At 40.8% G+C, this 22,657-nt stretch carries 23 protein-coding genes; 9 read left to right on the plus strand and 14 right to left on the minus strand.

What is annotated here, in order from left to right; all coding sequences use genetic code 11:
- Positions 1-54: 54 nt before the first annotated feature.
- Positions 55-849 (minus strand): molybdate ABC transporter substrate-binding protein, encoded by a 795-nt coding sequence (gene modA / locus H6G79_RS14830; RefSeq protein WP_190589557.1) that lies wholly within the window; start codon positions 847-849, stop codon positions 55-57.
- A gap of 100 nt (positions 850-949) precedes the next feature.
- On the opposite strand from modA, the gene H6G79_RS14835 reads away from it, so the two are divergent.
- Complete coding sequence (locus H6G79_RS14835) at positions 950-1,399, plus strand: molybdopterin-binding protein (protein WP_190589556.1); 450 nt, start codon at positions 950-952, stop codon at positions 1,397-1,399.
- A gap of 130 nt (positions 1,400-1,529) precedes the next feature.
- On the opposite strand, the gene H6G79_RS14840 is transcribed toward H6G79_RS14835, so the two are convergent.
- Positions 1,530-3,287 carry a sensor histidine kinase gene (locus H6G79_RS14840; protein ID WP_190589555.1) on the minus strand — a complete coding sequence of 586 codons (1,758 nt, stop codon included), beginning with the start codon at positions 3,285-3,287 and terminating at the stop codon, positions 1,530-1,532.
- Positions 3,288-3,707: 420 nt separating this feature from the next.
- Between H6G79_RS14840 and H6G79_RS14845 the strand changes: the two genes are divergently transcribed.
- A complete protein-coding gene (locus H6G79_RS14845; RefSeq protein WP_190589554.1) occupies positions 3,708-5,060 on the plus strand; it encodes a GTP-binding protein in 1,353 nt (450 codons plus the stop codon).
- Between the two features lie 333 nt (positions 5,061-5,393).
- Positions 5,394-5,672 (plus strand): Calvin cycle protein CP12, encoded by a 279-nt coding sequence (locus H6G79_RS14850; protein WP_190589553.1) that lies wholly within the window; start codon positions 5,394-5,396, stop codon positions 5,670-5,672.
- Here the strand turns inward: H6G79_RS14850 and H6G79_RS14855 are convergent.
- The 6 genes from H6G79_RS14855 to H6G79_RS14880 form a co-directional block, all read right to left on the minus strand.
- Positions 5,669-6,487: a TlyA family RNA methyltransferase gene (locus H6G79_RS14855; RefSeq protein WP_190589552.1), complete on the minus strand. Its 819-nt coding sequence runs from the start codon at positions 6,485-6,487 to the stop codon at positions 5,669-5,671. The two genes, H6G79_RS14850 and H6G79_RS14855, sit on opposite strands and share 4 nt — an antisense overlap.
- Positions 6,488-6,922, minus strand: a complete 435-nt coding sequence (locus H6G79_RS14860; RefSeq protein WP_190589551.1) for a DUF29 family protein — start codon at positions 6,920-6,922, stop codon at positions 6,488-6,490.
- Between the two features lie 73 nt (positions 6,923-6,995).
- The gene (locus H6G79_RS14865; protein ID WP_190589550.1) at positions 6,996-7,469 is read right to left on the minus strand and encodes a hypothetical protein; all 474 of its coding nucleotides are present in this window, start codon (positions 7,467-7,469) and stop codon (positions 6,996-6,998) included.
- Positions 7,470-8,048: 579 nt separating this feature from the next.
- Positions 8,049-9,404, minus strand: a complete 1,356-nt coding sequence (locus H6G79_RS14870) for a (Fe-S)-binding protein (RefSeq protein WP_190589548.1) — start codon at positions 9,402-9,404, stop codon at positions 8,049-8,051.
- Between the two features lie 172 nt (positions 9,405-9,576).
- Positions 9,577-10,857, minus strand: a complete 1,281-nt coding sequence (locus H6G79_RS14875; RefSeq protein WP_190589547.1) for an FAD-binding oxidoreductase — start codon at positions 10,855-10,857, stop codon at positions 9,577-9,579.
- A 256-nt stretch (positions 10,858-11,113) separates the two neighbouring features.
- Entirely contained in the window at positions 11,114-12,457 is a 1,344-nt protein-coding gene (locus tag H6G79_RS14880) for an FAD-binding oxidoreductase (protein ID WP_190589546.1), read from the minus strand.
- A 170-nt stretch (positions 12,458-12,627) separates the two neighbouring features.
- Here H6G79_RS14880 and H6G79_RS14885 point away from each other — a divergent pair, with 170 nt between their 5' ends.
- Both H6G79_RS14885 and H6G79_RS14890 read left to right on the plus strand, forming a co-directional pair.
- Positions 12,628-12,867 carry a hypothetical protein gene (locus tag H6G79_RS14885; RefSeq protein WP_190589545.1) on the plus strand — a complete coding sequence of 80 codons (240 nt, stop codon included), beginning with the start codon at positions 12,628-12,630 and terminating at the stop codon, positions 12,865-12,867.
- Positions 12,864-13,130, plus strand: a complete 267-nt coding sequence (locus H6G79_RS14890; protein ID WP_190589544.1) for a type II toxin-antitoxin system RelE/ParE family toxin — start codon at positions 12,864-12,866, stop codon at positions 13,128-13,130. The genes H6G79_RS14885 and H6G79_RS14890 overlap by 4 nt, the downstream gene beginning before the upstream one ends.
- Positions 13,131-13,146: 16 nt before the next feature.
- Here the strand turns inward: H6G79_RS14890 and H6G79_RS14895 are convergent, their stop codons facing one another.
- The 5 genes from H6G79_RS14895 to H6G79_RS14915 form a co-directional block, all read right to left on the minus strand.
- Entirely contained in the window at positions 13,147-13,494 is a 348-nt protein-coding gene (locus H6G79_RS14895; RefSeq protein WP_190589543.1) for a hypothetical protein, read from the minus strand.
- Positions 13,495-13,721: 227 nt separating this feature from the next.
- Complete coding sequence (locus H6G79_RS14900) at positions 13,722-14,537, minus strand: ABC transporter permease (RefSeq protein ID WP_190589542.1); 816 nt, start codon at positions 14,535-14,537, stop codon at positions 13,722-13,724.
- Between the two features lie 26 nt (positions 14,538-14,563).
- Positions 14,564-15,409: an ABC transporter ATP-binding protein gene (locus H6G79_RS14905; protein WP_242048365.1), complete on the minus strand. Its 846-nt coding sequence runs from the start codon at positions 15,407-15,409 to the stop codon at positions 14,564-14,566.
- A 60-nt stretch (positions 15,410-15,469) separates the two neighbouring features.
- Complete coding sequence (locus H6G79_RS14910; protein ID WP_190589541.1) at positions 15,470-16,534, minus strand: ABC transporter substrate-binding protein; 1,065 nt, start codon at positions 16,532-16,534, stop codon at positions 15,470-15,472.
- Positions 16,535-16,564: 30 nt separating this feature from the next.
- On the minus strand, positions 16,565-17,035 hold the full coding sequence (locus H6G79_RS14915; RefSeq protein ID WP_190589540.1) for a tetratricopeptide repeat protein: 471 nt from the start codon (positions 17,033-17,035) through the stop codon (positions 16,565-16,567).
- 435 nt (positions 17,036-17,470) lie between these two features.
- On the opposite strand from H6G79_RS14915, the gene H6G79_RS14920 reads away from it, so the two are divergent.
- The 4 genes from H6G79_RS14920 (at position 17,471) to H6G79_RS14935 (ending at position 21,995) form a co-directional block, all read left to right on the plus strand.
- Positions 17,471-18,730, plus strand: a complete 1,260-nt coding sequence (locus H6G79_RS14920; RefSeq protein WP_190589539.1) for a GTP cyclohydrolase II — start codon at positions 17,471-17,473, stop codon at positions 18,728-18,730.
- A 171-nt stretch (positions 18,731-18,901) separates the two neighbouring features.
- Positions 18,902-20,104 carry a URC4/urg3 family protein gene (locus tag H6G79_RS14925; protein ID WP_190589538.1) on the plus strand — a complete coding sequence of 401 codons (1,203 nt, stop codon included), beginning with the start codon at positions 18,902-18,904 and terminating at the stop codon, positions 20,102-20,104.
- Positions 20,105-20,184: 80 nt separating this feature from the next.
- Positions 20,185-20,820 carry a uracil phosphoribosyltransferase gene (upp, locus tag H6G79_RS14930; protein WP_190589537.1) on the plus strand — a complete coding sequence of 212 codons (636 nt, stop codon included), beginning with the start codon at positions 20,185-20,187 and terminating at the stop codon, positions 20,818-20,820.
- A gap of 770 nt (positions 20,821-21,590) precedes the next feature.
- A complete protein-coding gene (locus H6G79_RS14935; protein WP_190589536.1) occupies positions 21,591-21,995 on the plus strand; it encodes a DUF2294 domain-containing protein in 405 nt (134 codons plus the stop codon).
- Here the strand turns inward: H6G79_RS14935 and H6G79_RS14940 are convergent.
- Positions 21,964-22,359 carry a PleD family two-component system response regulator gene (locus tag H6G79_RS14940; RefSeq protein WP_190589535.1) on the minus strand — a complete coding sequence of 132 codons (396 nt, stop codon included), beginning with the start codon at positions 22,357-22,359 and terminating at the stop codon, positions 21,964-21,966. The genes H6G79_RS14935 and H6G79_RS14940 overlap by 32 nt on opposite strands.
- Between the last annotated feature and the right edge of the window lie 298 nt (positions 22,360-22,657).

A 22,657-nucleotide genomic window follows, 5' to 3' on the forward strand; every position in this document is an offset into this window, starting at 1 on the left:
GGTGCGTTATGGCGGAAGTATAACGCACCCGAATTTTACTCCCGACTTCCTTTTTTAAGGCAGGATGAAGCCGTATTTTTTGAGTATCCCCTTAGCTTGACTGCTGGATAAAAATTGGCTAAATTCCTTGGCTGCACTGGCATTCTTAGTGCGTTTCACCACCGCCATTGGATAAACTATTGCGGAGTGGTATTTCTCATCAGCCGCCACAACTACTTTTACTTTGTCCGAAATTTTCGCATCGGTGGCATATACTAACCCGGCATCAGCATTGCCACTTTCGACAGCCGCCAAGACTTGACGCACGTTGTTGGCATAAACCAGTTTAGAGCTTACTTGCCACCAAATATTTAACTTTTGTAAAACTTGCTGTGCGTATTGGCCAGCCGGAACGCTTCTGGGTTCACCAATAGCGATGCGCTTGATTTTCGGTTCTTTCAGATTATAAAGGCTGGTGATGCCTGTAACATTTTTGGGTACAACTAGTACAAGGCGGTTTTTTGCCAAAACCGAGCGTGTCCCAGGAAGCAACAACCCTTTTTGTTCTAAAGCATCTACTTGCCTTTTTCCGGCGGAAATAAAAATATCTGCTGGTGCGCCTTGCTCAATTTGTTGTTGCAATGCCCCAGAAGCCCCAAAGTTATAATTTATATTGACATTGGGCTGACTTTGTTGATAAATCGGTTTAATTTCTTCCAGTGCATCTTTTAAACTAGCAGCAGCAGAAACAAGTAAAGTAACGTTTGACTGTGCTGTGACAACAGAAGGTACAATGAATGTTGAACAAACAGCAAGTAACAAACTAGCGAGTGCTGTGCCAAAAAAGGAAAGAACTTGTCTTCTTTTCATAGAAAAATGGTGTAGCAATAGATTCTTCTGCAATTTAATGGCGCTTGGTAGGATCATACCGAGCGTCATTCCAGTCTTTACCAACTGAATTGGTAACATTATGCCAAGAAAAGAACAAGGATGGATCACATTTCAAACATCAGAAGAGGAACGGAAAATTCTCGAAGAGTTTTGCCAGGACTCTCAACGCACGAAAACCGAGATTCTGCGGGAACTTGTGCGTGGTCTGAATAAGCACCAAGTATCACAAGCCTCAATACCAACTCCCCCACCAACTACACAGGTAAATCAGGTAAATCTGGAAATGCCTACTGGAGAAATTGGTAGTTCTAAAAAGGCTTTAAAAGTTAGCTCCCGTAATATTCTCAAGGGTGTGGTGAAAAAAGTTGTCATTGGAGCTGTTAATTGTGAGGTGACACTAGAAATTGTTCACAGAGTAGAGCTAACCTCAATGATTACGAGAACATCTGCTGAAGAGTTGGGTATTGTTGCGGGAGAGGAAGCCTATGCAGTGATTAAATCTAACGATATTGTGATTGCTAGAGAATAAAAATGATGAGATTTATTTGATATATGAACAAGGGGGATAAGGGAGACAAGGGAGACAAGGGAGACAAGGGAGACAAGGGGGAGATATTGATTAATCATTGAGGATTTGAGAAACAATCGTACAATCATTCCTACACCCGACTTCTGACTTCTGACTCCTCTGTTTGTACAGGAATTTGGATGATAAATTCGGTTCCTTGTTCGACGGTGGAATGACATACAATTTTGCCGCCGAGTTTTTCGGTGATAATTTGATAGCTAATTGATAAACCTAATCCTGTGCCTTTACCGACAGGTTTGGTAGTAAAAAAAGGGTCGAAGAGTTTAGTGCGAATACATTCAGCAATCCCAACTCCATTATCAGCGATCGCAACTTGCACCCAGTTAGCATCAATCATAGAAGTGCGAATGGTAATTTGGTTCGGGTTTTGCTGAATTTCTGACAAACATCGCCCTCTATTAGATTCTTCTAGGGCATCAATAGCGTTTGCCAAAATATTCATAAACACTTGATTCAGTTGTCCAGCGTGGCACTCAACTAAAGGCACAATACCATAGTCCTTAATTACCTGAATTTCTGGGTGTTTGCCTTGGGCTTTAAGACGATGGCTTAACAGTACCAAAGTGCTATCAAGACCTTCGTGAATATCTACTTCTTTGATTTCTGCTTCATCCAAACGAGAAAAATTGCGTAGAGACAGCACAATCTGGCGAATTCGTTCAGTTCCCACCTGCATTGATTGGAGAATACTGGTTAAATCTTGGATGAGGAAAGGTAAATCGGCTGCTTGGAGTTTGGCTTGCAGGGTGGCTGGTGGGTCGGGATATTCTGTTTGATAGTCTTGGAACAAACTCACCAAATCTTGGATGTAGCTATCAAGGTGGCTGAGATTACCATGAATAAAGTTGACTGGGTTGTTGATTTCATGGGCAATTCCGGCTACCATCTGCCCCAATGCTGACATTTTTTCGCTTTGAACTATTTGAGTTTGGGTTGTTTGTAGTTGAGTGAGGGCTTGTTGTAAGTCGGTAATTGCTTGTTCGAGGCGGTCTGACTGGATGAATGTAACTTGCTCAGAAACATCTAATAACTGTGTGAGTGTGGCAATTTGAGAATTTAACTGTGCAATTTTGCGATCGCCCACAGAAGTCACTGGTAAAGAATCTACAAAGGTTTTACCATCATCAAAGGGTAGTAGTGCAGTTTTCACACTTAATGCTAAGGGACGTAGCAAATCTACAGTTGTATGGGAAATTGCCACTTTTAAAAACATCATCACCACAAACATATTTCCTGAAGGCAAAATTCCACCAAAGCCCGCCACTGATTTAATGTTGAAGGGAATCACAAATTCATGTTGTGCGGGGATATGGGGACTAGCGAGCGCATCAGGAATGTGAAAGACGTTGTACATCTGCTGTTCTAGATCAACCATCAAAGATGGATCAGGCTTGATGACTGTACCTGGATCAAGTCCTAGTTGGTGAATTAGCTGTGAAACCATTGGAATATTTGCGATCGCATTTTCATTCGCCAAGGGAATTGCTTGGTGTCCACGGGATTCATAACGAGAATTCCATTCTGGCTGCTCACCAACCGTTGCCAACAAAGTTAAACACTTCAAATCAGGTAAAATCTCACCATCACCCAACAATTCACGAGCCGATGCTTGTAGTTTTGGAGTCAAATCACTATAAGAATGGGTTTTGAATAATCTAATCAAAGCGCAAGATTGATTTTGGGTTTTGTCATCAACTAAGCTTTCATATAAATAATTAATAATGGCTCTACCAGCTTCTTCCATCGTTGTCACATTCTGCCCTAGCTGGCGTAATGCTAAACCACATTCAGACATATTTCTGAGTGTGAATTGATTGAGGTCGTACATGACAAAACCTTTCTACCAAAACTACATTTACAATTTGCGTGGAGTTTATATTTCCCCAATTTCTAGCTGTAAATTTTGGTCTTTATGCAATTTTTACTGAAAATTTATACGCTAAGGTATATCTATGAAAGAACCCGGAAATAATGAATTCTTGTTAACGAGGCAGGAGGCAGTAAGGAAACGGATTGTAGCATTGTTTACCTTGCCCAACTTAAGTTCATGTTTTCATACAGACTTACTTAAATTCACGGGACTTAGTAATGACACTGTATTTCTTCCACTGTGCGTCTCGAAATATACATTAGTTATTCATCAATCCTGAGACCTTTTTAGTATTGGAAAGAATTATTTTCGCAACCCTTTTGCCTTCTGCCTTGATCTGTAAACATATTATTTTCACCCTTAAGTCAAGCAAACGCTGTGCGTAATAACCTGGAAGAAACTCATTTAAACCGCGCCCGTGCTAGTCTCCGACAAGCATTATCTTGGTATGGATATCTTCGCAAGTCAGGGCAGTTATCATCTAACCCAGAATTGGCAGGTTTGGTCAAGCCAGAATTAGACGCTTTAAATGCCACACTCAGTAAACTAGACGCGAATTTAATTAAAATTGCGGTGTTTGGTTTGGTGAGTCGGGGAAAATCCGCAGTCTTAAATGCTTTACTGGGAGAGAAGATTCTGCAAACTGGCCCTTTAAACGGGGTGACTCAATGGCCGAGGTCTGTGCGATGGCAACCACCAGGCGGTAAAATTATTGTCGAATTAATTGATACACCAGGATTAGATGAAATTGCAGGGGAAGCACGGGCGAAAATGGCGCGGGAAGTGGCGCGTCAGGCAGATTTAATTTTATTTGTAGTTTCTGGTGATATTACGCGGACAGAATATCAAGCGTTACTAGATTTACGTCAGGCGCAAAAACCGTTGATTTTGGTGTTTAACAAAATTGACCTTTACCCAGATACAGACAGAGGCGCAATTTATCGCAATTTACAACAACTGGGTGCAGGAAATCCCCAAGCGCCGCCTTTGTTACCTGATGAAATTGTCATGGTGGCGGCGGAACCTGCACCAATGGAAGTACGGGTAGAATGGCCCGATGGAAGTGTGAGTTATGAATGGGAAACTCTACCACCAGAAATTACCGAACTCCAGCAAACATTACTCAAGATTCTCAATCGTGAAGGTAGGTCACTTCTAGCGTTGAATGCACTTGTTCAAGCCAGGGAAGCGGAAGCAAAAATCGCGCAAAAAACTCTAGATTTACGTGAAAAAGAAGCAGAAGAAATTATCTGGCAGTTTACTAAATATAAAGCGTTAGCAGTAGCATTAAATCCGATCGCAGTTTTAGATATTCTCGGCGGAACCGTGGCTGATTTAGCTTTAATTCGGGCTTTGGCCAGATTGTATGGTTTACCGATGACTAGCTATGAAGCGGGGAAAATTCTCAAAACGATTTTAATGAGTTCTGGCGGTTTGTTGCTAGGAGAATTAGGCAGTAGTTTTGTATTAGGATTAGGTAAAAGTACTGCGGCGATCGCTAGTGGTGATAATCCAGTCAATATTACTAGTTTTGCTGGCAGTGCGATCGCTCAAGCGGGAATTGCTGGTTATGGTGCTTATGCTGTTGGTAAAGCCGCCCAAGTTTATCTCGAAAAAGGCTGCACTTGGGGACAATTAGGCGCGAGTACCGTAATTCAAGAAATTCTTTCGCAAGTTGACCAAAATACAATTCTGTATCGGTTGCAACAAGAATTAGGTTTAAAGTATTGAGAATTTCTAAGAATTATTTCCCTAATTGTTGCTGTTCATCAGCCTTCATCAACTTGTATCAAATTCTGCTGATAATTGCGCTAGATTCCTAATTTACAATGCACCATAAAAGGGTGAAGGGAAGAATTCAGAATCCAGAATTCAGAAGTCAGAATGTTTTATTAACCATAATTCAGGCTTTTTACCTTTTTGCATCAAAAATGACAAGAGGGAAAACCCAATCAATTTAGTTTATTAACAGAGGGTGTTCCCCACAGCAATTTTTTTTGAGTTTATCTAAACTGAAAGTATTGGCTCCTACACTCTATCCCAGTAAACAAAGGTAGATTTATCATGACAGCAACCTACGACAGATTCGATACCGTACAGCAATCTGAGCAAAATGGCTCTACAACCATCGAGCAAGCAATTTTAGAAGCCATCTCCGAAGCTCGTTCAACTTGTGAAACCAATGGCGATGGCTCTCCTAACTGTGCTGTAGCTTGGGATATCGTTGAAGAATTACAAGCGGAAAAAGCGCATCAACAACAAGCAAAACACCGGAAAACCTCTCTAGAAAGCTTCTGCGACACCCACCCAGACGCTTTAGAATGTCTCATTTACGATGTTTAATGATCCCGTAAATCAGTTATTGCTGATTTCGTCAGTTGTTTAATTAGCTCTAAATTTGGCGGTGGTGTTTCACTTTCCATCCCTAACCATAAAAGATATTCCACATTCCCAGCCGGGCCTGTAATGGGCGACCAAGTTAAGCCTTTGTATTTCCAGCCTAAATGATCTGCGGCTTGTAATACCTGAAAAATCGCATCAGCTTGGTCGTCAGAATCGCGTACTACACCTTTTTTGCCAACACGGGATTTTCCCACCTCAAATTGTGGCTTGACTAATAAAACCGCTTCACGGGGAGCTTGAGTTAATTGCCACAGTGCAGGCAAAATCTTGGTTAAGGAAATAAACGATACATCTACCACCGCCAAATCGGGAATGCGATCGCCTCCAGCGTATAATTGTTGGGGCTGTAATTGGCGTAGATTTGTCCGTTCTCGCAAAATCACCCGCGCATCATTTCGTAAGCGCCAATCAACTTGGCCATAACCAACATCAATACCATAAACTAAGCTGGCTCCAGCTTGCAGCAGACAGTCAGTAAAGCCGCCTGTAGAAATTCCCCCATCTAAACAAATTCTTCCATCGGTAGGAATCGCAAATAATTCCAAGGCTTTTGCTAGTTTATCGCCACCACGAGACACAAAGCGCGATCGTTCTTTGACTTTGATTTGCGCCGCTATATCTACTTCTGTCCCTGGTTTATCAATTATCTGCTGATTAACAGTCACTTCCCCCGCTTGAATGAGTCTTTGTGCTAAAGCACGAGAAGCGCATAAATTTAACTCTACTAATAATGTATCCAGCCTTTGTTTAACCAATTAATCTGCTTCTCCTGGTAAAATTAAATCTAAACCATAATTAATAATTTCTTCACTGTTAATTAGCTTTTCTAATTCTTCGGGTTCATAACGTCCTTCTTCTACTTCTAAAGAAGCTTGATCAATAGCATTTAAATAAGCTTCGGTTAACGTTTCTCTTAATTCTTCTGGGGTGAGGTAATATCCTCCTGCTTTCCGGCGTTTATTTTCTCGTTGAATTTCTCGAATTGAATTCCGAATAGAAACATCCCAAGAACGAGTTGAGCGATTTTCAGCTTGTTGTTTAATCAGATGTAGCAGCAAAATCACTGCATAACTCCGAATTGTTTTGATAATATCATTGCGGCTCATTTCCTCTAATTCTTCGACAACAATTAATGCTTCTGGAATATTACCTTTAAGCAACAATTCTTTGAGATTTAATAATTCTTCCATAATTAGTACCTCAAAAAAGACGTTGCATTGCAACGTCTTTACATCTAAATTATTACATCAAAATTTGAATTTACTAATCTAAACCATCATTACCTACAGCCGCCCTGACAAGTGCGGCAAATTCATCTAGTGTGATATTGCTTCTGAGCCTTTCGACTATCGCTCCTCGAATCGAACCTTCTGGTGTTGTATAAGGTAGGGCAAATAATCCTCCTGTGTGGAGTGTGACGCTTGGTGTGGAAATATGAGTGATTGGATCTATATATGACACACCTGTAACTGTGAAACTACCATTAATTCCTCTAAAAAATGTCCCTACGGGTGGATTTATTTGAGCAGCAGCAGTAGATAAATAGGCACCAGGAGTAACATATACTACTGCACCAGCAAAGGAACCGGGATCACCAGAGGAAAAATCTGCGATGGGGCTTTCTATTTGGGTTTGTGCTGATGCGGGGTTAGATATACCGGTTAAGCAGCTAATTAATCCTGTGAAAAATAAACCTGCTTGCCAAAAAATTCCAGCAGAACGAGAATTTAACATCATGTGATAAAGTCCTTAGTTTGGAGAAATTAAGTCTTGCTTGCTGGATGTTGTTTATGCAAATCAGTTGTTTTAAGTTTTGTCTTGGGCGCTGAATTTTCAATAATTGGGATAACTAATAAGATATAAGCTTTTGGGGATTTTAGCTAAGAATTTATAACCAAAAATGTAAATTTAAAAGACATAAACAAAAGTAATGATAATCTATTTACCGTTAGTGACGTTAGGCGATCGCGTTTGTTATGATGTAAGTTAATTATTAAAGTATTTATGGCTGTCAGCACTAAAAATCGGCGGAAAAATGGTGTCTTTTTCATGAACGTGAATTAATCAGAGTTAACTGGCTAGGACAACAGGTAACAACTTAGACTGGTGTAGGTTGGGTGGAGGAACGGAACCCAACATTCACGCATACTTTGTTGGGTTACGCTATCGCTACACCCAGCCTACTACTCTAGTACAGGTCGGCGTAAATAAACAGACCATCAGAAATTGCTACAAGGCTTGTGGTATCGTTATTATTTCTTTTTACTTTTGCCTTTTTACTTTTGCCTTGTTGTACTAGTCGCCAAGGCGGTGAAATCACAATCTCAACTGCAAACCCTGAATTGCATAATCTAACAACTCCATTGGGTGCATCACCGCAATCTTTTTACCTTGCAATTCTAAATGCTTGGTAATTTGTAAAGCACAACCAGGATTCGGAGAAGCAATTAAATTAGCACCAGTATTTAATAAATTTTGTACCTTTTGCTTACCTAATTCCTCTGCGACTTCTGGTTGTAATAGGTTATAAACCCCAGCACTACCACAACATAAAGCTGCGTCTAAAGGTTCTCGTAAAGTCACGCCGGGAATTCGGCGTAATAATTGACGCGGTTGCAAACTAATTTTTTGTCCATGTAATAAATGACAAGCATCTTGATAAACCAAAGTTAAAGGTTTATCTGTAAGTGGTGATAGTTTAGCTGTCAAGCCAACAGTTGCTAAAAATTCTTGTGCATCTTTGACTTTAGCTGCAAAATTCTCCGCCTTTTCTCGATATTCTGGATCATCAGCTAAAATGTGACCGTATTCTTTTAATGTATGTCCACAACCGGCAGCGTTGATAATAACAAAATCTACATCAGTATCAGCGAAACTATCAATCATTTGTCTGGCTAAAGCTTTGGCTTGTTCTGTTTGTCCTTGGTGTTCAGGAAGCGCAGCACAACAACCTTGAGATTTAGGAATCACAACTTCACAACCATTTGCTGTTAATACTCGCACTGTCGCTTCATTCACAGGGGAGAAAAACAGTCGTTGCACACATCCCAAAATCACGCCGACTCGATAGCGTTTTGTACCTTTAGCGGGAATAATATCTGGTAAGTTATCTTGAAAAGATTTGGCAGTAATTTGTGGCAGAATTGATTCCATTGCTGCCAAACGTGGCGAGATATTTTTGAGAATACCAGTTGCTTGTAATAATTTAGAAAATCCCAACTTTTGATAAACAAATAATGGTACAAGTAAAATGCGTAAAATATCTGGATTGGGAAATAAAGCAAATATCAATTGACGTATAAGTTTATCTGGTAAACTGCGGGGATAATTACGTTCAACTTGATGACGGGTGGCGGAAATTAGTTTGTCATATTGTACGCCTGAAGGACAAGTTGACACACAAGCAAGACAACCTAAACAACTATCAAAATGTTCGACTGTGGCTGTATTGAGGGCAATTTCACCTTCATTAATTGCATCCATCAGATATATACGTCCTCTAGGGGAGTCCATCTCTTTCCCAATGACGCGATAACTAGGACAGGTTGAAAGACAAAATCCACAATGTACACAAGTATCAATTAATTTTGGGTCAGGTGGATGATTATTATCAAAGCCTTGTAAATTTTTGATACTAGCTGTATTGTTAACAGAATTTTCTGAAACTTGCATATTTATCCTCTGAGTTGAAAGTGCTGAGTGCTGAATAAAAATCTTAGTACTTAGCCAGGAGTGAAGAGTCCCTCTTTCATATAAATTGCTGAATACTGAGTAAACATAATAGTCACTCTTGTATACTGGACTATGAAATAAGTTTTATCGGGACTTTCTTGGCGGTAGTTAGTTAAATTCCACCGACAAATCGACCCGGACTTAAAATATTTTGGCTATCAAACTGTGCTTTAATGCGGCGCATCAAGGGCAAAGCGTTACCGAGGTTGCCCCAAACATCAATATTTTGCTTGACTGTTGCAGGTGCGGTTAAAATAGATAAAAAGCCTTGATGATTTTGAGTGCGATCGCGCAATTTTAAAACTTGACTTTTCTCCTCTAATTGTAGCCAACCCAAACCGCTACTAATATGAACTAAACCAATGTTCACTTGATTTAAAATCTCCACAGCCGCGCTTGGTAACACTCCTATTTTGCAAGTAATTGCCGAATCTGTGTCAGGAGATTTGATTTGGTTTTGTAATCTCTGCCATAGATTGGTATCATCTGCATCGGCGTATACTGCCCCATTTAAACCCAACTTTGTACCGACTTCCAAAAGGCGGTTTGATTGTTCTTTGACACTTTCACTAATACTTTGAAAACGGGCAATTAATCCTAATCCTGTACCCAAACCTAAATTAGATACAAGTTGTGCAGATAGTAAATCAGCTTGGGTTGGTGTTAACGCTGAACCTCGCAATATAGAAGCAGCTTGAGATATGGCCTCTGCTGTTCCAGTTAACACCACAGTACCCGCTACTTCTTGCATCGGATACACGCGAAAAGTGACTTGACTAATAATTCCTAATGTGCCGTAAGACCCAGTAAACAACTTCATCAAGTCATAGCCAGCAACGTTTTTAACAACTCGTCCACCAGCTTTGGCAATTTGTCCATCCGCACGTACAAAGGTAATACCAAGTAACTGGTCGCGGACACTTCCATAACGTTGTCGCAGAGAACCTGTATCACCAGTAGCTACAATACCACCAATAGTTGCTGTTTCTGGGTCTGTGGGGTCAAGGGCAAGAAATTGGCGTGATTTTGCCAAAATTCTTTGGAGTTGGGCGAATTTCATCCCGGCTTCGACTGTAATAGTCAAATCTCCCACCGCATGTTCGATGAGTTGGTTAATTCGTTCTGTACTGACGACAATATCAATACCTTTGGCTAAACCACCCCAGTTCAGTTTACTACCACTCCCACAAGGCAGGACTCGCCACTGATTTTGATGGGCGGTGGCCATGACTTGAGATAGTTGTGTTTGAGTGTGGGGATAGACAATACAAGGTGAATTTACGGCAGATGTCGCCTGTTGAATAGATTTTCGTTGACTGGCTGCGAGATTTTCCCAAAGAACAATATTTTCTTCGCCAACAATAGATGCAATATCGGTTGCAATACCTTTCATTAGTTTAAGTAGTTCAGTGTTAAAAATTATCGTTATGGCAAGGCTGGAAAAGTCAAAAGTAAAAAACCAAAAGTCAAAAGTATTCTTAATTTTTGCCCTTCGGGTGCGCCATTTGCTTTATGCCGGGAAACCCGTCCACCGCAATGGCTTACTTTTTACTTTTGCCTTTTGACTTACCGCTATGCAGTTAGGGCAGGAGGCAGGGGAAGAGTTTTTACTCAGCACTCACACTTCGACTCCGCTCAGTGTACAGCACTCAGCACTCAACACTCAGCACTTTACTCTTACCAGGATTCATTAACCCATAAGGGTCAACCATTTCTTTAAATTTCAACTGTTCAGGGTCAATTACTTTTCTGCCACCGTCTTCAATAATATAGGTATGAGGGTTGGCAATAAACACACCTTTAGCTTCGTGATACTCGATAATTTCATTCAGGCGTGCTTCGGTTGTGTAACGTACAAGTTGTAAAGCCGCAGGTATAGCTTGTCCGTTGACGCGAATAAATTCTAAGTGCATCATCACTTCATCACCGAAATAATGATAAAGCTCTTCTACTAGTTCTAAACCTTTGTCGGCAGGGAAGATAGATTGCAAGTAGGTGATGGAAGTATCAACGCTGCGGGCGTGTAAGGTGGTGTGGTTCCAGGTAAACTCAGCTAAATTGATTCCTTTACCTGCTTCTTGGGCTGGCTTTTGATAGGTAATTTGACCGTTGTATTGCTGTACCAAACCCGGTAATAGTTCTAAACTTGGTTCTGCAATCATTAATAAGGCTGCATGAGTATCAACAGGAATATATTGATGTAAGGCGCTAAAGTATTCTGGGATGGGTGAAGCGAAGATAGAGATTAATTTTTTGATCATCCCATCGGCGTTACCTAATGCCTGACCAAATTTAGCGGCTGTCATAAAGTCGTTAAAGGTGACAATAACTTCCGCCCAAGGATAAGCAGTGCCTAAAGGAATTTCAACTTCGGTGATAATGCCGTTAATTCCCCAAGCATGGTTGACTTTCTGCACATCGTCACCACGCAGTTCGATGATACGGGGTTCTTTTTCTAAAGTTACCACGCGCAAAGCCAAAAGATTGCCGCGATCGCCAAGTAACCCATACTGTATCGAACCAATACCACCACTCCCTCCAGCGATAAAGCCCCCAATAGTTGCTGTGCGGTAGGTTGAGGGTGCCATCCGCATTTCCCAGCCAATTTCTCGTGCTTTTTTATCTAAGGCTGTCAATTTCACCCCAGCTTGTACCCGCCCTACCCCTGGCTTTACCCAGAGAATTTCTTGCATTTTGGTCATGTCTAAAATTACGCCACCGTACATCGGTACGCATTGCCCATAGTTCCCAGTTCCCGCACCGCGCACAGTTACTGGTATGCGTAATTCGGCACATATCGAGGCTGCTTTTATGACTTCTTCTTCGTTAGCAGGACGGACAACAATATCCCCGACTTTGCCTGCTAATTTGGGTACAAGCACAGGGCTAAATGTGTGGTAATCCTGGGATAATTTGGCTACTTGGTTGGGGTCAGTGATAGTTTCGATATCTGTAAAAGCAGCAGTGAGTGTTTCTAAATCGGTAGTTGCCATAGTCTTTTATTAACGCAGAGTAGCGCGGAGGTAGGCGGAGAATTGATCTCTCTGCTCCTCTAGACGCTGTAATAATTGAGTTGTAATGTCATTTCTTTAATATAAGGTCTGATAGGTCTCTAATAACAAAATTAAGTTAGCATCATTGTTGTGAGCAACTAAATATGAAAATGAAAACTGAACAAGAACGTGAACAATTAATCAAAGCAATCAATGTACTTTTGCATCAAGCTTATGATAGTACTCTAGATGAGATTTACGCTCTATTGCAAAAAATCGAAGATGAAGCAGAAGAAAATGATTTACAAGCCTATTATGCTGCAAAGAGTGATGTTGAAAATAATACTCTGATTGCTTGGGAGGAAATTAAACAAGAAATCGCTAATGAAAAAAACAAGGATGTTGCGTGACTTACGAAGTTAAATTTACAAAGAGTGCGAGGAAAAGCTTTAAAAAACTATCTCCAGAAGTACAAGAACGTATCCAAATCAAGATAGATGAATTGGTAATAGAACCTCGTCCTAACGGAGTAAAAAAGTTAAAAGGTGAAGAAAACTTATATCGAATTAGAGTCGGTGATTACCGTGTTATCTATGAGATTTTTGATGATGTTTTATTGGTAAGTGTGGTAGAAGTAGGACATCGTAGTAATATATACAAGGATGAAAGTTAATTACTTTCTGTCCAAACTATCTCGGACATTGACGTTCTTCCTCAGTTCCTAAACTGTCTGCCCAGTAGCGCACACGGCTATGCGCTACTCCTGAACCTGTGCGGCGGTAAGTTTCGAGGGCAGATAGACTTTGTTGAAGCATTTGGGCTTCAGTAAGAGGTTGAAAATTTAATGCTGTGTCTATTTCACCAACTTCAAATGATTCTGGTGTCGTTTGAGTAGCTTGATTTACCAGTAACTGCTCAAAATCTGCTAAATCTCCTGATGAACTAGTCAGCCATGTTAATAGGAGAGTCTTTACCTGTTCTCCAGGTAATGTTTCAAGATGTTCTAAAATTTGCTGTCTAAGGTTGCTTGCTGTCATAGCTCTACTATTAAGTACGATATTTATGATTTAACTCTGCTCTAATGTTAGCTAAAACAAGAGAATCAGTGAGGTAAAAGTCAAGAGTAATTAACCGCCGATGGACGCGGATTAACGCAGATGAGTTTGTACATTAGCAGACTAGTAAAAGCGATCGCAATTCTCAAGGCTTATAAATATCTCTCTCCCTTGTCTCCCTTGTCTTTAAAGTAAGACTACTGTATATACTAATTTTCATATTTCACGGCGCTTTCGTGCCATTTACTTAATATAAAATCTGATAGATAACTGAGGCTGACAAATATTAATACACCCAAGCCAGTGGTGAGAAATAAGGCGGCAAACATTCGCGGAATTTGCAGGTTATAGCTAGAAATCAGGATACGGTAGGCAATGCCGGATTTTGCCCCACCAGTCCCGGCGACAAATTCTGCGACGACAGCACCTATTAAGGCTAAACCACCGCTAATTTTTAAGCCGCCTAAGAAATAAGGCATAGCACTGGGTAAACGCAGATACCAGAGGGTTTGCCAGCGTGAAGCTTTGTAGAGTTGAAAGAGGTTGAGTAAGTTGCGGTCAACGCTGTTGAGTCCGAGGGTGGTGTTAGAGACGATGGGGAAAAATGCAACTATCCAAGCACAGACTACAAGGGCGGCGAAGGTGTTGTTTTTGAACCAGAGGATGATCAGGGGTGCGATCGCTACTATCGGCGTTGTCTGTAAAATGACGGTATAGGGAAATAAACTTTTTTCTATCCACTTACTTTGGGTAAATAAAATCGCCATTAATAAGCCAGAAACCACAGCCGCAATAAAAGCCACCACCGTAATTTGTAACGTAATTAATAACGAAGGAAATAACTCGTTCCAATCAGCAATTAGTGTTTGCAATACTAATAACGGCCCAGGCAAAATATAAGGTGGTAAATTAGTGACTCGTACCAAAATATCCCACAGCAGTAACACTAACACCCCAACTACAACAGGTGCTAAAGTCTCAGCGTCAATCAACTTACTTTGTATCTTCCTATCAAAAATTTTCATCAGCGTTCATCCGCGTCCATCTGCGGTTAATTTATAGTTTCCGCTAAACAACGGGAAATCTTGCGGCAATATTCGTTATATAGCAATGATGTCCGAAATTCTTCATCACGGGGATAAGGCACATCAATTGCGATATCCGCCACCACCCGCCCAGGATTTGTACCCATAACTAAGACGCGATTCGATAAATACACCGCCTCGTAAATATTATGAGTGACAAACACCACAGTCCAGTGATATTTCTGCCACAAATCTAATAAATCGCTGTTGAGTTTGCTGCGGGTAATTTCATCTAAAGCCCCAAAGGGTTCATCCATTAACAGAATGTTGGGTTGAGTAACTAACGCCCTAGCAATGGAAACGCGCATTTTCATCCCCCCAGATAATTGCCGGGGATAGCTATCAGCACAATTTGTCAGTCCGACTAATGTTAAGGCTTGCTGGACTAAATTTTGAGCTTCTTGCTTGGGTGTTCTCGCCAATTTTAGCGGTAGGCGGATGTTTTCTCTCACTGTTGCCCAGGGCATGAGGGCGGCATCTTGAAAGACAAAGGCTAATTTTCGCGCTGCTTGAGGTATGCCCCAATTGATGTTACCGGAACTAACTTTACCTAATCCGGCTATTAATCGCAATACTGTACTTTTACCGCATCCCGAAGCACCTACTAAGCTGATAAATTGCGCTTCGGGAATTGTTAAGTTTAGGTCTTGTAAGGCAACAGTGCCGTTAGCGTAGACCTTACTGATGTGACTTAGTGTAATCGTCGGATGATTATTCATTCTTGTGAACGTAGACGCGAAGCGGCTTCCCGTAGGGTACCGCAAAGGACGCAAAGGACGCGAAGTTATAAGAGTTTGAGAGAGTTCTTGCATAAGTCTTAATCTAGACTTGTCTCGCAATCCTATCACCTGTAACCTGTCACCTGTCACCTATCACCTGCTGTAATACTCTATGCCTTTATTGACGAATTGCAAGGTGAAGGCATCTTTGTAGTTAACATTGGGTTTGTAAACCCCAGCCGTTACCAGACTATCGTAGAGTCCTTGCCAGCGTTCCTCACTCATTGACCCAATACCTTGCTTTTCGGCAGTACCAGAAGTAATAATCCCATATTCTTTGAGTTTTTGAATGCCGTAAGCTAGTTGGTCATCGGTCATTTCGGGGTTATCTTGTTTGATGAGTTGATTTCCGGGTTGGGGATTTTCCAGGTAGCTGTACCAACCTTTAATAGAAGCGTCAACAAATCGCTGGACTAAATCGGGATTTTTTTCTACTAGTTCTTTTTTGGTTTCTATAGTTGTGGCGTAGGTAGTGTAACCATAATCTGCTAGTAAAAAGACTGTGGGTTTAAACCCGCCTTGTTTTTCAATGGCGTAGGGTTCTGAGGTGATGTAAGCTTGCTGTGCTGAGGTTTTATCTGCCAGGAAGGGGGCGGGATTAAAGTTGTAGGGGCGTTTTTGGTCGTCGGTAAAACCATACTTGACTTTGAGAACTGGCCAATATGTGACGTTTGCTGCTGCTGAGATATAAATTGGTTTGCCTTTGAGGTCGGCAAGGGTTTTAATTGCTGGGTTGGGATGGGAGATCAGACATTGCGGGTCTTTTTGGAAGATGGCCGCGACGGTAATTTTGGGGATTCCTTGGGCAATGGCGTTAATGGCATCAATGCCATACCCCATAAAAAAGTCAACTGCACCCCCGACTAACAACTGAGTGCCGCTTGGTACTTGTGGGCCACCCATTTTAATGGTGACATCTAGACCATGCTTTTGGTAAATACCAGTAGCGATCGCTTGGTAAAATCCGCCATGTTCTGCTTGTGCATACCAGTTTGTCCCAAAGCTGACTTTATCTAACTGTGAACTTGAATTAGCTGGTTGGTTACTGTTGGTGCAAGCAGCAAGCAAGCCGCTACCCATACAGATGGAACCATACTGAATAAACTGGCGGCGACTAAAGCGATGAATCACTGTTGTTGTGGGTGGTAACGGATTCATAAGACCAAAGAATGTAATCAGACTGATGTTTTAACTGAGTCTGAGTGTACATTCTAAAATCAGTTTTTGATTGACTAAAGAATAAGGTTGAATTGCTAAAGCACGTTTAAAGGCTTTTATTGCATCCACATACTGACCAATAGCTGCATAGCATAAGCCCATACCATGCAGTGCGCCAAAATGCACTGGGTTGATTTGAATCACCATCTGACAGTCTGCCAGAGATTCTTTATATTTACCGAGACTGTAGTACAGAAAAGCGCGGCGATTCCAAGCTTCGGCAAAATCAGGCTGTTCTTGGATGAGTCTAGTCAACAGTGATTCCGCTTCCGTGGTTTTACCTGCATCCAGCAGTTTTTGGCTTTTGTCGATTTTTTCCAGACCGTGAATTCCCTTTTGCTGAAACCAGATCCGCCACAGTTTCTTGGTTGCTTTTTCCCGGACAGAAGCATTAGGGTTCTTCAAATCTTCAAGTAAAGAATTAATAGATAAAGAATCCATGAATTTGAGAGATTAGGAGATTAGTGTTTTTACCTTATTAATAACTTTCGCACAAAATTATCTCCTCAGTGACATTTAATGCCATCTTTAAATTTCTTCTACATTACTATGAATAAACAGCAAATTTTATGTTAGTAATTGTATTAACCAATACTGACAAATACGAAACTCTACATAATAGAGTTGTAAATAATTAGTCATTCAGAAACCGCACATCAAAAAACAGAAAACTTACTCAAGATACTTGACAACTACTGAGTTACTAATAAGTCATAAAAACATTACATAAATTCATGAATAATAGTTCCTGAATCGGATACGATATGGATTTTTCTCTGACATCAAGCAAAAATCCCAACTTTAGCATTCTCCAGCCCTAATTTAACTGTGGGGCAAATCCAAAATCTCCAATCTAAAATCTAAAATTTTATGACTATGCCAAAGCCAAATAGTGTTTCCCGGCATATTGTTTTAACATCACATCCAAGTCGTTTCGGCCCCAAGCCAATACCCATCAACTGGGGCGGAAGTGAACCGATGGAACGTGGCCCGGTAATTGCAACGTTGACGAACCAAGGCCATCGCAATGTAATTGGGACTCATTCGGGCGGATATGCGATTTATCGGGCTTTAGCGGTGGCGAGTGGCGCTTTACAAACAGACCACCGCGCTGATTTAACGAATACTTCCCCAATTGAGCAAATCGGCCCCCATCCTAGCTGGGCTGACCCTGATAAAATTGTCTCACTTGATCCCTTGGGAGCGATCGCCCCAGAAGTTTTTTCTGCCTATTTACAGCAGGGTTACGATATCCGCCCGACAATTGCCATCACCAAGGCACATATTAATATGCCGGAACTGCAAGAGGCGGTGGCGAAAGGGCGCTTGCAGGTGGATGGACAAATTATGAAACCTGGTGGTGATTTGGTGGTGACGAAAGCAGCCATTGAACCAGTGTGGTATTTACCTGGAGTGGCGAAACGCTTTGGTATTACGGAAGGCGATTTACGCCGCGCCTTATTTGAACAAACTGGGGGGATGTTCCCCGAACTAGTAACACGTTCTGATTTAGAAGTATTCTTACCGCCCATTGGGGGTTTAACTGTATATATTGTGGGGGATATCACCGCAATTACCGACCCTAGTAGACCTGTGGCTGTGCGGGTACATGATGAGTGTAATGGTTCTGATGTCTTTGGTTCAGATATTTGTACCTGTCGCCCTTATTTAGTCCACGGGATTGAGGTATGTGTCCAAACTGCTCAGGAAGGCGGTGTGGGAATTATTGTCTACTGTCGCAAAGAAGGGCGGGCTTTGGGCGAGGTGACGAAGTTCTTAGTATACAACGCCCGGAAGCGTCAGGAAGGAGGCGATCGCGCTGATGCCTATTTTGCCCGGACAGAATGCGTCGCGGGTGTCCAAGATATGCGCTTTCAGGAACTCATGCCCGATGTGTTACATTGGCTGGGCATTACCCGCATTGACCGGATGGTGTCGATGAGTAATATGAAATTCAATGCCATTACTCAGTCTGGTATTGAAATTGTTGAACGCATTGCGATACCGGAAGATTTGATTCCCCAAGACGCGCGGGTGGAAATTGAAGCCAAGAAGGCTGCGGGTTATTACACTACGGGGGATGTGTTAGATACGGATGGTTTGGCGGAGGTGAAGGGACGTTCTTTGGAAGTATGAAGTGTGAAGTCTGAAGTCTAAAAAGTGGCGTTGCATTATCACTTTCTTGTGGGATGGGCTTCTAGCCCGTCCGTTAATTTTAAGATGTGAGAGTGTTCAGATCCCCGACTTCTCAAAAGAAGTCGGGGATCTCGTAACCCCTCAGAATTTATGGCATTACAGGGGTGAAGGGTGGAAAAAATTGAGTATCTTCGTTCGCCCAGGGCGATAAGAGAAAGGTGTGGGCAAATTTTGGCGCTGGTGAATGAGGGGAAGTCGCCTTACTTTACTTGTGATTTGTCGCAGTTGGGAAAAGTGGCAGATTATGTAATTGAGGTGATGCGGGGTGAGTATCCCGATTTCAATATTCCCTTTCACAGTCGGTGGCGACATTTTGAGGCGCAGAATATACCGCGTTTGGCAAAGTTAAATAATTTGTTAGCAGGACTAACGCCTTTGCAACAAGCCATTGCTAAATTTGATTTGGCAATTGTGAGTGTGTTATTAGATGCGGGGGCGGGGGAGAGTTGGCGTTATCGTGAACAGTCAACGGGTTTGAGTTTGGGACGTTCTGAAGGGTTGGCTATCGCCAGCTTGGAGATGTTTTGTCAAGGGGCGTTTTCGCTTTCAGGTTTGCCCCAAGTGGATGCTTTAAAATTACTCAGGTTAACTGAGGCGGAATTAGCAACAGGGTTTCAGGTTAGTACTGAAAATCCATTGGTGGGAATGAGTGGGCGATCGCAATTATTACAGAGATTGGGGCGAGTCGTAATTGCTTTCCCTCATTTGTTTGGCGAAGAAAACCCGCGCCCAGGAAATTTAGTGAATTATCTTGTTGGTAAATCCCAAAATGGGCAGTTAGCAGCAACAACAGTATTCAGTGCAGTTTTAGAAGGATTGAGTGATATTTGGCCGGGAAGATTAACCATTGCTGGTGTTAATCTTGGTGATGTTTGGCAACATTCTGCTGTTAGTGATGATGGGTTAGTACCATTTCACAAACTTTCCCAATGGTTGACATATTCTTTATTAGAACCATTACAAGAACTAGGTTTAACTATTACTGATTTAGATGAACTAACGGGATTACCAGAATATCGCAATGGTGGTTTATGTCTCGATTTAGGATTAATTAATCTAAAAGACCAAAATATTTTGCATTCATCTCATTCTGTTGATTCCGAATTAATCATTGAATGGCGGGCTTTAACTGTAATTTTATTAGATGAAATTGCAGCTACTATCCGCGAAAAGTTAGGAATGAGTGTTACAGAACTCCCTTTAGTAAAAATTCTCCAAGGTGGAACCTGGACAGCCGGACGCAAAATAGCCGCAGAACTGAGAAAAGGCGGTCAACCCCCTATACAAATCAACAGCGATGGGACAGTATTTTAATTGTCATTCGTCCTTTGTCCTTTATGGAAATAACTAATGACCAATGACCAATGACCAATAACTAATAACTAATAACTAAAATGCAAAATCAAGTCACTGTTATTGACCATCCTTTAATTCAACATAAACTAACTTTGATGCGGAAAGCGGAAACTAGCACGACGAAATTTCGTAACCTCCTCAAAGAAATTAGTCTGTTGTTAGGTTATGAGGTAACGCGAAATTTACCTTTAAAATACGAAGAGATTAAAACACCCCTCGCCCCAATGAATGCACCCGTGCTTGCACCAGATAAAAAGCTGGTGTTAGTTTCTATCATGCGGGCAGGACAAGGTATTTTAGATGGTATGTTGGAGCTAATGCCATCAGCCAGAGTTGGTCATATTGGTTTATACCGTGACCCCAAAACCTTAATTCCCATTGAATATTATTTCAAAGTTCCCCACGATGTTGAACAACGGGACATGATTATTGTTGACCCAATGTTAGCCACGGGAAATTCTGCTGTTGCGGCTGTAGACAGGTTGAAATCTACTAACCCGTTATCAATGAAGTTTGTTTGCTTATTAGCAGCCCCAGAAGGGTTACAACATTTCTGCACTGTTCATCCTGATGTACAAGTTTATACTGCTGCTATTGATGAGTATTTAGATGAACATGGTTATATTATTCCAGGCTTGGGTGATGCAGGCGATCGCTTATTCGGTACAAAATAAATGAAGCACTTATAGATTTTGGCTTACTGGCAGAGTTATCGTCCCATTTTTTGATGCTCTCTAAATATATCTTCCGACAGAGAGCAACCAATCAGTTTATTGATTATTGTTGTAGGAATTCAGTCTTCAAAATTCAGAGTAGGTAAACCCCTACAGCCTTATACCCAGTCTTGATTATGTGCTGTGTGTAAATAAATATTAATAATCCTAAATAAATACTAAGTTATTTATATCATCTGAAATTTACAACTTGATATATGGTGAATATCTCACCTGTATATATGTTCCGAAATGAGTTATCAAATGCGATCGCTATAATCAGTTAGTAATTCTGCACAAAGAATATTACTCAAAGTAGCAAGTTTTTTCAAAGATTTCTCAAAACTGTGTTTTTTAACCAAAAAAACTTTGATGGGCTGCTTTATTCTATCAAAAAAAGTACAGTTTTTGCCGACAAAATTAACTTGTTTAGCATAAAATCTGCTCCTGATTATTTTTTGCTGTTCACAATTAATACTGTGCTTGACATGGCTCATTTTTAAGTGATAATAGCTAAGGCTATAATCGCTATATAAATTTTTATTGTTTATCATGAGGAGTTCTTTTAGCCAAATTAAATAGTGAAAAAAATATGATTTAACCTCACCTTGATTGTTTATATAGAATGGTATATATAATATGTATAGATATTATGTTAGTTATTAATCTTAATTTTATTTAAGCCAGACTCAACTAACCCAAGCACTAGAGTGTAAACACCAACGAAAATAATGTCATACCCCACTATTGGACAACTTGAAAGAGAAATTGCACAACGAATTAGTGCTTTGTATTATGAACAAATAGGGCAACGTCCTAGCCAAGTTGTATGTCATTTTTTTGATACGGAATTGGTGATTTCTCTAGAAAAATCAGCTTCATTAGTAGAGTTAACATTAATCTCTGGCGGGTATGATAACTTAGCTGAACAAGTCCGCTTATTTTTAGACAAAATCATTAAACGTCAACTACAAAATTTACTAGAAGAAATCATTGGTAAGCCAATAGTTGATTTGATGACTAATACAAATTTAGCTACCGGAAGAACTGGAATAATTGTGATTTTACAACAGTTGCCAGAAGTGCGGAATCCAGAGTCTATCCCTAAAGCAAACTTGAAGAATTTAGCTGAGTGAAACGACCAGTCAAAACGGTATCTAGTTTATGCAAATTATATGGTTTTGTTAGATAAGTATCTGTACCTGTTAAAAAGAGACGTTCGGAGTTTTCTTCCAAATACCAAGGAATAACTGCAATAATGGGAATTTTGGCAGTTTTTTTATCTTGTTTGAGGAAATCAATAACTTGACCGCCAGTAATATCAGAAATCATCATATCTAAGATGATTAAATCAGGTTGATGTGTTTGCGATAGTATTAAAGCTTTGATTCCTTGTTTGGCGCAAATACAAGCATAATGTAATGCCTTGATGTGATAATTTAGGAGTTCTAAATTGTATATATTTTCTTCGACAACTAAGATTAGTGGCTGTCCGTTCATAAACAACAAGTCACCTTTAAATTAAAGATTACCTAAGCAAAATTATGAATTTTTACATTCTCAAAGTGACTCCACTAACAGCGAAGTCGTATTTTCTAGTAAATATTTGATGGTTGACGAGGTTATCTTTACAAGGCTGTATGCGGCTCGAAATGAACTAGCTCGTGTATGACCCACTAGGTTGATTGTCTATGCTGAAGTTAAGGGTAGACAACGACAAGCCAGTGGCAATATCAAGCAAACATCATGACTAAAAGTGTACATTCCTTCTAGAGTGATATGCAACTGTAGCAGGTAT

This window comes from Anabaena sp. FACHB-83 (assembly GCF_014697485.1).
Lineage (GTDB): Bacteria > Cyanobacteriota > Cyanobacteriia > Cyanobacteriales > Nostocaceae > Nostoc_B.

Coding starts and splice junctions, on each gene's coding strand:
- H6G79_RS14840 (WP_190589555.1), bottom strand. CDS start 3,287: ATGTACGACCTCAATCAATTCACACTCAGAAATATGTCTGAATGTGGT.
- H6G79_RS14850 (WP_190589553.1), top strand. CDS start 5,394: ATGACAGCAACCTACGACAGATTCGATACCGTACAGCAATCTGAGCAA.
- H6G79_RS14935 (WP_190589536.1), top strand. CDS start 21,591: ATGTCATACCCCACTATTGGACAACTTGAAAGAGAAATTGCACAACGA.
- H6G79_RS14940 (WP_190589535.1), bottom strand. CDS start 22,359: ATGAACGGACAGCCACTAATCTTAGTTGTCGAAGAAAATATATACAAT.
- modA (WP_190589557.1), bottom strand. CDS start 849: ATGAAAAGAAGACAAGTTCTTTCCTTTTTTGGCACAGCACTCGCTAGT.
- H6G79_RS14910 (WP_190589541.1), bottom strand. CDS start 16,534: ATGAATCCGTTACCACCCACAACAACAGTGATTCATCGCTTTAGTCGC.
- H6G79_RS14895 (WP_190589543.1), bottom strand. CDS start 13,494: ATGACAGCAAGCAACCTTAGACAGCAAATTTTAGAACATCTTGAAACA.
- H6G79_RS14905 (WP_242048365.1), bottom strand. CDS start 15,409: ATGCAAGAACTCTCTCAAACTCTTATAACTTCGCGTCCTTTGCGTCCT.
- upp (WP_190589537.1), top strand. CDS start 20,185: ATGCAAAATCAAGTCACTGTTATTGACCATCCTTTAATTCAACATAAA.
- H6G79_RS14880 (WP_190589546.1), bottom strand. CDS start 12,457: ATGGCAACTACCGATTTAGAAACACTCACTGCTGCTTTTACAGATATC.
- H6G79_RS14860 (WP_190589551.1), bottom strand. CDS start 6,922: ATGGAAGAATTATTAAATCTCAAAGAATTGTTGCTTAAAGGTAATATT.
- H6G79_RS14885 (WP_190589545.1), top strand. CDS start 12,628: ATGAAAACTGAACAAGAACGTGAACAATTAATCAAAGCAATCAATGTA.
- H6G79_RS14870 (WP_190589548.1), bottom strand. CDS start 9,404: ATGCAAGTTTCAGAAAATTCTGTTAACAATACAGCTAGTATCAAAAAT.
- H6G79_RS14835 (WP_190589556.1), top strand. CDS start 950: ATGCCAAGAAAAGAACAAGGATGGATCACATTTCAAACATCAGAAGAG.
- H6G79_RS14920 (WP_190589539.1), top strand. CDS start 17,471: ATGCCAAAGCCAAATAGTGTTTCCCGGCATATTGTTTTAACATCACAT.
- H6G79_RS14865 (WP_190589550.1), bottom strand. CDS start 7,469: ATGATGTTAAATTCTCGTTCTGCTGGAATTTTTTGGCAAGCAGGTTTA.
- H6G79_RS14875 (WP_190589547.1), bottom strand. CDS start 10,857: ATGAAAGGTATTGCAACCGATATTGCATCTATTGTTGGCGAAGAAAAT.
- H6G79_RS14915 (WP_190589540.1), bottom strand. CDS start 17,035: ATGGATTCTTTATCTATTAATTCTTTACTTGAAGATTTGAAGAACCCT.
- H6G79_RS14900 (WP_190589542.1), bottom strand. CDS start 14,537: ATGAAAATTTTTGATAGGAAGATACAAAGTAAGTTGATTGACGCTGAG.